This window comes from Kribbella pratensis (assembly GCF_004365355.1).
GTDB lineage: Bacteria > Actinomycetota > Actinomycetes > Propionibacteriales > Kribbellaceae > Kribbella.
In genome coordinates this window covers 2,843,903-2,855,871 of record NZ_SODP01000001.1, presented here as the reverse complement: position 1 = coordinate 2,855,871, position 11,969 = coordinate 2,843,903, and the positions used below count along the sequence as shown (strand labels likewise).

General features: G+C 67.7%; 11 protein-coding genes. 5 read left to right on the top strand and 6 right to left on the bottom strand.

The window, feature by feature from the left end:
- Position 1: 1 nt before the first annotated feature.
- The 3 genes from EV653_RS13455 to EV653_RS13445 form a co-directional block, all read right to left on the bottom strand.
- Positions 2-1,267, bottom strand: a complete 1,266-nt coding sequence (locus EV653_RS13455) for an aminotransferase class I/II-fold pyridoxal phosphate-dependent enzyme (RefSeq protein ID WP_238159710.1) — start codon at positions 1,265-1,267, stop codon at positions 2-4.
- Between the two features lie 84 nt (positions 1,268-1,351).
- On the bottom strand, positions 1,352-3,760 hold the full coding sequence (locus tag EV653_RS13450) for a transglycosylase domain-containing protein (protein WP_134102341.1): 2,409 nt from the start codon (positions 3,758-3,760) through the stop codon (positions 1,352-1,354).
- 131 nt (positions 3,761-3,891) lie between these two features.
- Positions 3,892-4,929, bottom strand: a complete 1,038-nt coding sequence (locus EV653_RS13445) for a zinc-binding dehydrogenase (protein WP_134102339.1) — start codon at positions 4,927-4,929, stop codon at positions 3,892-3,894.
- Positions 4,930-5,030: 101 nt separating this feature from the next.
- Between EV653_RS13445 and EV653_RS13440 the strand changes: the two genes are divergently transcribed.
- The 4 genes from EV653_RS13440 (at position 5,031) to EV653_RS13425 (ending at position 8,685) form a co-directional block, all read left to right on the top strand.
- Entirely contained in the window at positions 5,031-5,894 is an 864-nt protein-coding gene (locus tag EV653_RS13440) for a helix-turn-helix transcriptional regulator (RefSeq protein ID WP_134102336.1), read from the top strand.
- 119 nt (positions 5,895-6,013) lie between these two features.
- Entirely contained in the window at positions 6,014-7,396 is a 1,383-nt protein-coding gene (locus EV653_RS13435) for a ferredoxin reductase family protein (protein ID WP_134102333.1), read from the top strand.
- A 231-nt stretch (positions 7,397-7,627) separates the two neighbouring features.
- A complete protein-coding gene (locus EV653_RS42060; RefSeq protein WP_238159709.1) occupies positions 7,628-7,891 on the top strand; it encodes an FMN-binding protein in 264 nt (87 codons plus the stop codon).
- Positions 7,888-8,685, top strand: coding sequence for an FAD:protein FMN transferase (locus EV653_RS13425; protein WP_202871587.1), 798 nt, complete (start codon positions 7,888-7,890; stop codon positions 8,683-8,685). Before EV653_RS42060 ends, EV653_RS13425 begins: the two co-directional genes overlap by 4 nt.
- Here EV653_RS13425 and EV653_RS13420 read toward each other — a convergent pair.
- Positions 8,607-9,179, bottom strand: a complete 573-nt coding sequence (locus EV653_RS13420) for a TetR/AcrR family transcriptional regulator (protein ID WP_134102327.1) — start codon at positions 9,177-9,179, stop codon at positions 8,607-8,609. The genes EV653_RS13425 and EV653_RS13420 overlap by 79 nt on opposite strands.
- Positions 9,180-9,252: 73 nt before the next feature.
- Between EV653_RS13420 and EV653_RS13415 the strand changes: the two genes are divergently transcribed.
- The gene (locus EV653_RS13415) at positions 9,253-9,609 is read left to right on the top strand and encodes a DoxX family protein (protein ID WP_134102324.1); all 357 of its coding nucleotides are present in this window, start codon (positions 9,253-9,255) and stop codon (positions 9,607-9,609) included.
- Positions 9,610-9,662: 53 nt separating this feature from the next.
- Here the strand turns inward: EV653_RS13415 and EV653_RS13410 are convergent, their stop codons facing one another.
- Positions 9,663-10,709 (bottom strand): sialidase family protein, encoded by a 1,047-nt coding sequence (locus EV653_RS13410; protein ID WP_202871586.1) that lies wholly within the window; start codon positions 10,707-10,709, stop codon positions 9,663-9,665.
- A 371-nt stretch (positions 10,710-11,080) separates the two neighbouring features.
- On the bottom strand, positions 11,081-11,968 hold the full coding sequence (locus EV653_RS13405; RefSeq protein ID WP_134102321.1) for a carbohydrate ABC transporter permease: 888 nt from the start codon (positions 11,966-11,968) through the stop codon (positions 11,081-11,083).
- Position 11,969: the final 1 nt, after the last annotated feature.

Below are 11,969 nucleotides of genomic sequence, written 5' to 3'. Positions count from 1 at the left end.
GTCAGCGGGCCTGATCGGCCAGGAGCTTCTCGCCGGCGACCAGGCGGACACAGGTGGCGAGGCCGGTGATGGCTGCCTCGACCTCGGGGAGCTCGGGGTACGTCGGGGCGATGCGGATGACCTGGTCCGTCGGGTCGTCGCCGTACGGGTGGGTGGCACCGGCCGGGGTGATGGCGATGCCGGCGGCCTTCGCCTTCGCGACGACCTCGCGGGCGCAGCCCTCCGGGACCTCCAGGCTGATGAAGTAGCCGCCCGCCGGAGCGGTCCACGACGCGAGCCCGGTGCCGCCGAGCTCGGCGGTGAGGATCTTGTCGACGGCGTCGAACTTCGGCCGGATCAGCTCGGCCAGCGTCCGCATGTGCGCCCGCAGCCCGTCGGCGTCGCGCAGGAACTGCACGTGCCGGAGCTGGTTGATCTTGTCCGGACCGATGCTCCGCTTGACCGTGTGGCTCAGCCACCACTCGATGTTCGCCGGCGACGACCCGAAGAACGCCACACCGGCTCCGGCGAACGTGATCTTCGAGCTCGACCCGAACACGAACGCCCGATCCGGGTGGCCGTTCTCCGCACACAGCGCGAGCACGTCGGCGATCTTGGCGGGGGAGTCGGTCAGGTGATGTACGGCGTACGCGTTGTCCCAGAAGATCCGGAAGTCCGGCGTAGCGGTCTCCATCGCGGCCAGCCGTCGTACCGTCTCGTCGGAGTACACGGTGCCGTCAGGGTTGCTGTACTTCGGAACGCACCAGATGCCCTTGATCGCGGCGTCCTCCGCGACCAGCCGCTCGACGACGTCCATGTCCGGGCCTTCGGGCGTCATCGGGACCGCGATCATCTTGATCCCGTACCGCTCGCAGATCCCGAAGTGCCGGTCGTACCCCGGCACCGGGCACAGGAACGCAAGCCCCTCGACGTCGGCCCAGCGCTGCTCGGCGCCCGGCACCTTCCCGAGCAGAGCGAACACGACCGCGTCGTGCATCAGCTCCAGGCTCGAGTTCCCCGCGGCGAGCAGCTGCTCGACCGGCACCTGCAGATCCTCGGCGAAGATCGCCCGCACCTCCGGCAGCCCCTGCAGGCCGCCGTAGTTCCGCAGGTCGGTCCCGTCCGCGGCCACCGGCTCACCACTCAGCTCCAACACACCGTTGGCCGCATCCAACTGCTTCGGCGACGGCTTCCCCCGCGTCAGATCAAGCTTGAGCCCCTTGGCCACCAGCGCTTCGTAGTCCTTCCGCGCACGCTCAACCTGACCAACCAGCTCATCCACACTCACGGGGGAGTCCTTTCACAAGTACTAGGTGTCAGCCCCAGCCTAGTGATGACCCGATGGTGTGCAGAAAGCGGTACCGGCCTGCGGTCAGCCGCCGCGGCGGGGGTGGCATTTGGGGTCCCAGGGGAGGCAGGTGGGGATGTTGGGTGGGGGTTTGATGGTTGGGGGGACTACTGGTGGTGTGACGGGTGGGGTGACCGGGGGCTGAGCCTTGCTGCCGTTGGAGATGATCAGGGTGACGGTCGAGCCGGCGGGTGCGCCGTCCTCCTGGCGGGGGGTGGTCCAGGCGACGGTGCCGGCGGGGGCGTCGGAGTCGACGCGGTCGCCGTGGGACATGACGACCTTGAAGCCCATCGACAGCAGCTTGGCGCCGGCCTCGGCGGGCGTCATGCCCTTCAGGTACGGCAGGTCCTTCACGTTGCCGCGGATGATCTTGTCGTCCGGCTTGGTGAACTTGGTGGTCGGGAGCCCCTGCAGGGCGCCCTGCATCGCCGTCTCCCAGATCGGGCCCGCGGTCCCCGAACCGGACGCGTCCTTGAGCTTCTTGCCGTTGAAGACCTGCTTGATCAGGTTCGACGCCGGCGGATCGGCGTCCCCGACGACGGCGGCTGCGGCGAGCTTGGACGAGTAGCCGGAGAACCAGACCGCCTGGTTCTCGTCGATCGTTCCGGTCTTGCCGGCCAGGTCGCTCTTGCCGAAGTTCAGCTTCGCGCCGGTTCCGCCGTCGATCATCACCTGGTGCAGCACGTAGTTGACGCCGTCCGCGACACCCGGCGAGAGCACGCGGTGGCAGCCCGGGCCAGGAGTGGGGATCGGCTTCTGCGTCTTGATCACGGTGACCGATGTGACGATCTGCGGGGTGCAGTAGATGCCGCGGGCCGCGAAGGTCGCGTAGGCGTTCGACAGCATCAGCGGCGTGATCAGACCGGCCGAGCCGAGCGTGAACGACACGACCTGTTTCAGCGGCTTCAGCAGCTGCGCGTCGTACATGCCGAGTTTCGCGGCGATCGTGGCGATCGGGCAGAGGCCGATCTGCTGGGACAACTGCAGGAAGTAGGTGTTGGTCGAGGCCTTGGCCGCATCGACCATCGACGGGTCGGCGATCGTCTTGGTCGAGTTCTTCGGGTTGTAGCTGTCGACGGACGTCGGCCCGCTGCAGGTGCTGAACTCCTTGCCGCCGAGGCTGATCGTCTGCGGCGAGTTGATCCGGTACGTCGTCGGCACGCCCTTGGCGATCGCGGCCGCGATCGTGAAGGCCTTCATCGTCGACCCGTTCTGGAACCCGCCGAAGCCGCCGGCGTACGACTTCTCGACGTTGTAGTTGTACGCCGTCTGCCCCTTCTTCGAGCCGTACGAACGGCTCTGCGCCATCGCCTTCACCAGACCGGTGCCGGGCTCGACCATCGTGATCGCCGCCACCGCCTGGTCCCCGGCCTTCGAGTGCGCGTTGATCGAGGCCTGCGCCGCCGCCTGGATCCGCTGGTCGAGCGAGGTCTTGATCACCAGACCGGCGGTCTCGATGTAGTTCTCCCGCTCCTCGTCGGTCTTACCGAACGCCGCGTTGTCCTTGAGCTTGGACACCACGTACTCGCAGAAGAACGGGTACTTCGAGTTCGCGCACCCGCTCGGTGCGATCCGGACCTTCGCGGGGTCGATCACCGGCGTCTTGATCGCATCCGCCGCCTCCTTGGCGGTGATGATGTTCAGCTCCTGCATCCGGCGGAGGACAACGTCGCGGCGCGCCTTGGCCCGGGCCGGCTGGTCGATCGGGTCGTAGCCGGTCGGGTTCTTCACCAGACCGGCCAGCATCGCGGCCTGCGGCAGGTTGAGCTTGGCGGCGTGGACGCCGAAGTAGTGCATGGACGCGGCCTCGACGCCGTACGAGCGGTCGCCGAAGAAAGCTAGGTTCAGGTAGCCGTTGAGGATCTCGTTCTTGGTCAGTTCCTTCTCGACCGCGATGGCGTAACGCAGCTCGGCGATCTTGCGCTCGTACGTCTCGGCGGTGGCCTCCTTGACCTCCTCCGGCGTCCGGGCCTTGTTGATCAGGTTCAGCTTCACGAACTGCTGGGTGATGCTCGAACCACCCTGCTGGACCCCGCCCGACGACTGGTTGCGCAGCATGGCGCGCAGTGTGCCCTTGGCATCGATCGCGCCGTGCTCGTAGAACCGGTCGTCCTCGATCGCGACGATCGCCTTGAGCATGACCGGGCTGATCTGCTTCAGCGTCACCGGCGTGCGGTTCTGCTGGTACAGCGTCGCGATCGTCTTGCCGTCCGCGTCCTGGATGATGGTCTTCTCGGCCAGCGGAGCGGTCTTCAGGTCCTGCGGCAGGTACTGCACGGTGTCGTGTGCGGTGGCCGTCGTCACGCCGACCAAACCGGCGAACGGGAGGGCCAGTCCGGCGCTCAGTGCTCCGGCCAGAACGCTGACCAGCAGGAACACGAACACCGACATCACGACGTTGGGCCGCTTGGCCCGCCGTTCGCCTCTGTGCATGGTTGGGCAGATTACGTCAAGTGGAGGATCTCCGGCACTCTCCTCGTTACGGAATTTACACATTTGCCCAGCGATCTCACCAACAGTGACCGCGCTATCACTGCCCGGCGATCACCGAGGGCCGCTTCGGCTCAGGGCCGGATGAGGACCTTGAGTGCCTCGCGGTCGTCCATCGCGCGGTAGCCGTCCGCGACACCGTCGAAGTCGACGGTCCGGTCGAACACTTTGCCAGGAGCAACGGCTCCGTCGAGGACGCCCGGCAGGAGCCGCTCGATGTACGCGCGGGCCGGAGCGGGGCCGCCGGTCAGGGTGATGTTCGGCAGGAACAGCGTGCCGAATCCGATCGGCGCCTCGTCGTACTGCGGGACGCCGACGCGACTGATTACACCGCCCGGGCGGACCACCCCGAGGGCCTGCTCGTACGCCGGGAAGTGGCCGACCGCCTCGAGGACCACGTGGGTGCCGTCGCCGCCGGTGAGGTCGCGGACCTTGGCGATGCCTTCGTCGCCGCGTTCGGCCACCACGTCGGTCGCGCCGAACTCGACACCGAGATCGGTGCGGTCCTTGTGCCGGCCCATCAGGACGATCCGCTCGGCGCCGAACTGCCGCGCCGCGAGGACCGCCAGTAGTCCGACCGCCCCGTCGCCGATGACGGTGACGCTGGTCTTCGCCGAGACGCCGCCTTTGAGCGCGGCGTGATACCCGGTCCCGTAGACGTCGGACAGGGTCAACAACGAGGGAAGCAGCGCAGGGTCCTCGCCGCCGGGCACCTTGACCAGCGTGCCGTCTGCCAATGGCACCCGGACGGCCTCGGCCTGACCGCCGTCGACACCGTTCGCGTTCCAGAAGCCGCCGTGCCGGCAGGACGTCTGCAGGTCCTCGCGGCAGAAGTCGCAGGTCCCGTCGGACCACGCGAACGGCGCGATGACGAAGTCGCCCTCGCGCAGCGTGGTGACGTCCCGGCCGAGGTCCTCGACGACACCCACGAACTCGTGGCCCATGGTCTTGCCGCCCGGCGTGACAGGGAGGTTGTGATACGGGTGCAGGTCGCTGCCGCAGATGCAGGACCCGACCACCCGCACGATCGCATCAGTTGGTTGCTGGATCACCGGATCCGGTACGTCGATCACTCGGACATCGCCGGCGCCGTACATGTAGGTCGCTCGCATGGATCCAGTGAAGGTCACGCACTGTGGGTGGGGGAGATCCTGTCGTTCCAGGTAATGCCAGTGCCTCCCTCGGTGCGGCGACGGTCCGTAGTGTTGTGCGCATGGACCACCGAGCCGAGATCAAGGAGTTCCTCAGCTCCCGGCGAGCCCGCCTTACGCCCGAGCAGGCGGGTCTGCCCGCGTACGGCGGGAATCGTCGCGTGAAGGGGCTGCGCCGCGAGGAGGTCGCGCTGCTGGCTGGTGTCTCGGTGGACTATTACGTGCGGATCGAGCGCGGGAATCTGGCCGGCGCCTCCGAGAGCGTTCTCGAGGGGCTCAGCCGTGCGCTGCAGCTGGACGACGCCGAGCGGGACCACCTGCACGCCCTCGCCCGCGAGTCCGACGCCGCCCCGGTACGGCGACGTACGCCCGCGAAGGCGGTCCGGCCGGCGCTCCAGCAGATCCTCGACGCGATCACCGACGTACCGGCGTGGATCCGCAACGCCAACTTCGACATCGTCGCGGCGAACGGGATGTCCCAAGCCCTCTACGCGTCCATGTTCGCCGACCCACGCCGGCCGGCGAACACCGCCCGCTTCACTTTTCTCGACCCGGCCTCCCAGGAGTTCTTCGTGGACTGGGATCGCGCGGCCGACGACATCGCGGCGTCGTTGCGGTTGCAGGCCGGCAGGACCCCGCACGACAAGGCTCTGACCCAGCTCATCGGCGAGCTCTCCACCCGCAGCGAGACGTTCCGGACCCGGTGGGCGGCCCACAACGTCCGCTTCCACCGCTCCGGCACCAAGAAGCTGCACCACCCGGTCGTCGGCGACCTCGAGATCGACTTCGAGGCAATGGAATTCCCGTCCGACCCCGGCCTGACCATGATCATCTACACCGCCCCACCCGGCTCACCCACCACCGACGCCTTCAAACTCCTCGCCAGCTGGTCCGCGACGACCGCGGAGTACGTCACACCGGAGTGAGCATGGTCAGGTGTTTGGTCGACCGCAGCTGACTTCACAGCCGGCTCCCAGGTAAGCCGAAGGTCGGGCTCAGCCGGCGGCTCGACACTGAGGTGGATTGACCACCCTCAGGAGCCGCCATGATCGACGTACCCGCTGCCGTGCTGCCCGGCCGCCGTGCCCGCACCGACAGCACGGTGCGGACAGGCGCCCTCGTGGCCCTCTGGCTGAGCCTGCTGCTGGTCACGTATTGGTGGGTTGCCGGCGGCGGTGTGCAGGAGTTGGGCGGCTGGGCAACCGGTCTGACCTCGGTCGGCCGACTCACAGGCCTGCTCGCCGCGGTGCTGCTGCTGGCCCAGGTCGTCCTGATGGCTCGCGTTCCGGTACTCGAGGCAGCCTTCGGGCAGGACCGCCTCGCGCAGCTCCACCGGCTGACCGGCTTCACGTCGTTCAACCTGATGATCGCGCACCTCGTCACGATCACCTGGGGCTATGCCGCGGGGGAGTTGACCAAGACTCCGGCGACGTTGTGGGACCTGACGGTCGACTACCCCGGCATGCTGCTGGCGGTCGGCGGTACTGCGTTCCTGTGCCTCAGCGTGCTGACGAGCATCAAGGCCGCTCGGCGACGAATGCGCTACGAGTCCTGGCACCTCCTGCACCTGTACGCCTACCTTGGCGTCGGACTCGCGTTACCGCACCAGCTGTGGACCGGACAGGAGTTCCTGTCGTCGACCGGCCGCACTGTGTTCTGGTGGACCGCCTGGTCGGTGGCAGCGGCAACGATCCTCGTCTACCGGATCGGCGTACCGGTCGCACGTAATGTCCGTCATCGGCTGCGGGTGACGAACGTCGTCCGTGAAGCAGACGGCGTCGTCTCGGTGTACGTCGGAGGACGGCACCTGGACCGCCTGCGGACCGAAGCGGGCCAGTTCTTCTCCTGGCGGTTCCTGGGCCGGCCCGGCTGGACACGCGCCAACCCGTACTCGCTCTCGGCGGCACCGGACGGCCGGAGTCTGCGGATCACCGTGCAGGAAGCAGGTGACGGCAGCGCGGCACTCAGCGCCGTACGACCGGGTGCACGGGTACTCGTCGAGGGACCCTTCGGGCGGTTGAGCGACCGAGCCCGGACCGGGCGCAAGATCGCGCTGATCGGAGCCGGCGTCGGGATCACCCCGCTGCGCGCATTGGCGGAGGGTCTCGATTACGCACCTGGTGACGCGGTGCTCGTGCAGCGGTTCACCGATCAGCAGCTGTTCAGGAACGAACTGCAGACGCTCCATCACCAGCGTGGCCTGTCGTTGCTGACCCTGCCCGGGCACCGTCGCAGTTCCGGGTCGTGGCTCGGCGCCGGCCCGGGCGAACTCGACGACCTGCAAGCGCTGCGGTACTGGATCCCGGACATCGCCGAGCGCGACGTCTATCTGTGCGGACCGGACGCGTGGACCCAGTTGGTGCAGTGCACGCTCACGGCCGCCGGCCTACCGGCCGAACGGCTCCATCTCGAAACCTTCAAGTGGTGACCTGTGAATCGCATCGTGCTCTGGATCCTCGGTACGGCGTCGGCCGTCGTCCTCATGTTCGGCTACCACACCTCGACGTCCGGTCCGCAGGCAACGACACCCGTCCCCGCGGGCACCTTCACGCCGCCGCCCACAACGTCACCGCCATCCACGTCACCGCCATCCACGTCACCGTCAGCATCCCCTTCAGCCCAACCGTCGGCCCAGCCGTCCGCAGCGGGAACGTCGACCGTGACAGGTGATGTGGCGCAGACGCAGTGGGGACCGGTGCAGGTCCAGCTCACCCTGCAGAGCGGCAAGATCACCGCCGTCAGCGTTCCGCAGTACCCGAACGGGAACCGCCGCGATGCCGAGATCAACGAGTACGCCCTGCCGATCCTGATCAACGAAACGGTCCAGGCCCAGAGCTCCCAGATCGACATGGTCAGCGGGGCGACGGTGACCAGCGACGGCTACATCCGTTCCCTGCAAAGCGCTTTGGACCAGGCCGGATGACGACACGGTACGTCGACCACGTGATGGGTATGCCGATCAGCCTGGCGCTGCGCGGCCGGCACACCGACGACGACGTCGCAGCCCAGGCGTGGACACAAGCCCTCGACGTACTGCGTGCCGCCGACCGGATGTTCAGCACGTACCGAGCGGACTCGTACGTCTGCCGTCTCAACCGCGGCGAGCTGACGGTGACCGACTGCCCGCCCGAGGTCGCCGAGGTCCTCGCACTCGGCGAGCAGGCGCGCTGCGAATCCCATGGCGCGTTCGACGTACGGCGTGCCGCCGGGCTGGATCCGAGTGGTGTCGTGAAGGGATGGGCGGTCGAACGCGCCGCGCACGCCTTCGATCTGTTGGCCGGCACGGACTACTGCCTCTCCGCCGGTGGAGACATGGTCTGTCGCGTCGCCGGCCCGAACTCGCCGGCGTGGCGGATCGGGATCGAGGACCCGCACGCCCCGGACAAGCTGGTCGCCGTCGTGCCGATCCGCAACGGCGCGATCGCCACGTCCGGACTCCACCGGCGCGGCGATCACATCATTGATGCCCGCACCGGCACCACGCCGACCGCGCTCGCGTCTGTCACCGTCATGCACCGGTCGCTCACACAGGCCGACATCGACGCCACAGCAGCGTTTGCGCTCGGACCCGACGCGCTCACCTGGCTGCAGTCACGCCCGGGTCGCACCGGCCTGGTCGTCCTCGCCGACGGCACGCGTCAGATCTTCGGCGACAGCACCCGGGAGATGACTTCGTCCACCAGCTCGCGCGGAATGGGGCGGTGGGCAACGAAGTGACGGTAGAAGAACGGGCTGGTGAGGAGGTCCGTGGTCAGTTCGGGGTCGGTGTCCGGGCCCAGTTCGCCTCGGTCGCGGCCGCGGGCCAGGACGGCGAGCATCGGCTCCCGGCGACGGTTGGTGAGATCGGTGTGCAGCTTCGAGAGGGCGGGATCGTGCTCGGCGGCGTCGATGAATGCGGCGAGCAACCGGGGGAACGGCGTCCGCTCGAGCATCGTCACGAACGCGTTCAGGATCTCCGCGACATCGGAAACCACGGATCCCGTGTCAGGTGTCGGGAAGGGGCGGAAGGTGTGGTCCATCGCGTCGACCAGCAGCGCGCCGGTCGTCGGCCAGCGCCGGTAGAGCGTGGCCTTGCTCGCACCGGCCCGCCGTGCGACCGCCTCCATCGTGAAGCCCGCCAGGCCGGCCTCGTCCAGCACCTCCAGGGCAGCGGTGAGCATGCGCTGTCTGGCGCCGTCCCCGCGAGTGGCGCGGAAGCTGCGAGCGTCCATTGATCCTCCTCCATCGAAACGCTATCGTACCGATAGGTAAGAGTACGGAGCCGTTTCGATAGCAGGTGATCCGATGAGGAGTAGCGCGTACTGGGCCATCACCACGGTCGTGGTGGGGGAGTGTGCCGTCGGAGGCGCGATGGACCTGCTCCGGTTGCCGCCGTTCTACCCGATGATGATCGACCTCGGATACCCGAGCTACCTGGCCACGATCCTCGGTACGGCGAAGCTGATCGCCGCGGTGATCGTGCTCGCGCCCGGACTGCCGCGCCTGAAGGAATGGGCGTACGCCGGAGTGCTGATCAACATGATCGGCGCTGCGGCCTCGAACGCCGCCGCACACCGCTACTCCGGGACGATCGCCCCCGCCGCGTTCGCCGTACTGGCGCTCGCGTCGTGGGCGATCAGACCCGGAAGCAGACGGCTCTGAGCAAAGCTCCGAGCAGAAGGATCTAGCTGCTCAAATCGCGAAGGCTCCGGCCGTCAGTTGTCCAGCGAGATGATGCCCGCCTCGACGGGGCCGGATTTGCCGTACTGCGCTCCCGTGATGACGAAGACCAGGCCACGGTTCTGCGGGTCCCCGGGGCCCTCCAGCGGGATGGTGAACCGGCTGTAGCCGGCCGGCATCGGCGACGAGAACCGCGTCCAGGCCCCCGGGGCGCCGAGCTCGCGGTTGATGAAGAAGTCCTGATCGTCGTTGCCCGTGACGATGATCGTTCCGTTCACGCCCCCCGACTGCGACCACGTCACGACGGGAGCGCCGTTCGGGGCGGAGCCGTTCTGGTCCACGAGCGGGGTGTCCGGGGAGAACCGGAACGACTCCGGGTCCTTCGCGATCCGGTAGTGCACGTGGTACGAGTAGTTGTTCTGATCGGGGTTGGTCGGGTCGTCGGGCTCGCCGAATTCGTAGGTCATGATCCACAGATCGCCCTTCAGCCGTGCCACCGTGGTCATGCCGGGCCGCTCGGCGTAGGCGGTTCCGGTCGCGTCGTCGACGACCGGACCCCACGTGTGCAGGTCCGTGCTGGTCTGGTGCGCGAGCTTCTGGCCGAAGTTGGGGTCTCGCTGGTCGGAGTAGTAGCAGATCAGGTTGTCGTTGTGCAGCAGCAGGAACGGCTCCCACACCGGCGTCGCGCCGTTCGTCGTGTTCGCCGGTCCACCCTGGGCCACCGTGCTCAGGAACTGCCAGGTGAGGCCGGCGTCCGTGCTGGCGTACAGCTGGATGTTCGTGCTGCTGAAGTTCGTGCCGAGCCAGTTGCACGCGAAAAGAAGCGCGCCCTTGGGAAGACCGGCGAACGCGCGGGGCAGTTGATAGAGGAACGGCTGCAGATACACCCCGGTCGCCGTGCCGGCGTTCGGGACGCTGCTCTGCTTGGCCCAGGTGCGGCCGTCGTCATCACTGCGATAAAGAGGGAACCCCGGGCCGCCGCCTTGGTAGGTTGCGAGCAGGGTCTGCGATTTGCCCGGCGCCGAGGTGCCGAGCCGGACAGCGCGGGCGTAGGACGTGCGCCCGCCTTGACCAGCCACCACGACGGGTCCGAACGGAACCTCCCCGCCGGGTTTACCCGGATTACCGGCCGGGCCCGGGTCTGCGAATGCCGGCCCTGTAAGGCCCAAGCCCACGCCTGCCGCCGCTGCTGCGCCCGCACCGAGGAACACCCGGCGGGAAATCTGCGGCCTCAGGTTGGTCGAATTGCTCACAGGTCCATGGCGATCCTGCACTCTTGCCTCCCTGTTGAAGCCCCCCGCCACGCACGTCCATGCGCGTGGCTCCGAAAGGGGGTATTCGCACGACAGTTCTGAATGGCGTCCGAACGGCGCGTTCGGCAGACCGGTGCTCGCGTCCCGGACGAGCCGGGACGCGAGCAGACGGCTCTGACCAACGCGCCGAGCAGAGGGGTCTAGCGGCTGAAACCGGCGGTGAGACCGGACAGCAGTTGCCGGCGGCTGACGGCGTACAGGATGACGATCGGCAGCGTGGTCAGGACGACCGAGGCCAGGACCGCCGGAACGTTCACGCTGTACTGGCCCTGGAAGGTCCACAGTGCCAACGGCAGCGTGCGCTTGTCCGGGCTCTGGGTCAGGATCAACGGCAACAGGAACCCGTTCCAGACGGCCAGACCGTTGTAGATGCTCACGGTCACGAGCGCCGGCCGGGTCAGCGGGAACGCGAGTGTGCGGAGCATGCCCCACTCGGTCGCGCCGTCCACCCGCATCGACTCGAACAGTTCCTTCGGTACGTCGCGGATGAAGTTCGACAGCACCAGCACCGACAGCGGGATCGAGAACGCGACGGACGGCAGGATCAGCGCGAGCAGGCTGTCGTACAGGTGCATCTTGATGATCAGCAGGTAGACCGGGATGATCGTCGCCTGCAGCGGGATCGCGAGCCCCATCAGGAACATACCGTTGACCCCGGCAAGGAACCTGCTGCCGGCGCCGCGGATGATCGCGTACGCCGCCATGAACGAGATCCCGACTGCAGGGACGATCGTGCCGATGGTGACGATCACGCTGTTGATGAAGTACCGCGGAAAGTCGGACTCGATAACCAGCTTGTAGTTCTCCGACGTCGGTGCGGACGGCAGGGCGAACGGGTTCTGGGTGAAGTAGTCGCTCTGGTCCTTGAAGCTGGTGACCACGATCCAGTACAGCGGGATCACCACGATCGCGAGCCAGATCCAGCCGGCCAGTCCGCCGAACCAGTTCAGCTGGAGCAGCTTGTGCGCGCGCACCGGTCCGCCGCGGGCGCGACGGGTCGACGTACTCGAGGTGGTTGCGATCGCCATC

What these genes read in the sequence shown, in the direction of transcription:
- EV653_RS13450 (WP_134102341.1), bottom strand. Translation starts at nt 3,760, where the DNA reads ATGCACAGAGGCGAACGGCGGGCCAAGCGGCCCAACGTCGTGATGTCG.
- EV653_RS13445 (WP_134102339.1), bottom strand. Translation starts at nt 4,929, where the DNA reads ATGCGAGCGACCTACATGTACGGCGCCGGCGATGTCCGAGTGATCGAC.
- EV653_RS13440 (WP_134102336.1), top strand. Translation starts at nt 5,031, where the DNA reads ATGGACCACCGAGCCGAGATCAAGGAGTTCCTCAGCTCCCGGCGAGCC.
- EV653_RS13435 (WP_134102333.1), top strand. Translation starts at nt 6,014, where the DNA reads ATGATCGACGTACCCGCTGCCGTGCTGCCCGGCCGCCGTGCCCGCACC.
- EV653_RS13425 (WP_202871587.1), top strand. Translation starts at nt 7,888, where the DNA reads ATGACGACACGGTACGTCGACCACGTGATGGGTATGCCGATCAGCCTG.
- EV653_RS13420 (WP_134102327.1), bottom strand. Translation starts at nt 9,179, where the DNA reads ATGGACGCTCGCAGCTTCCGCGCCACTCGCGGGGACGGCGCCAGACAG.
- EV653_RS13415 (WP_134102324.1), top strand. Translation starts at nt 9,253, where the DNA reads ATGAGGAGTAGCGCGTACTGGGCCATCACCACGGTCGTGGTGGGGGAG.
- EV653_RS13405 (WP_134102321.1), bottom strand. Translation starts at nt 11,968, where the DNA reads ATGGCGATCGCAACCACCTCGAGTACGTCGACCCGTCGCGCCCGCGGC.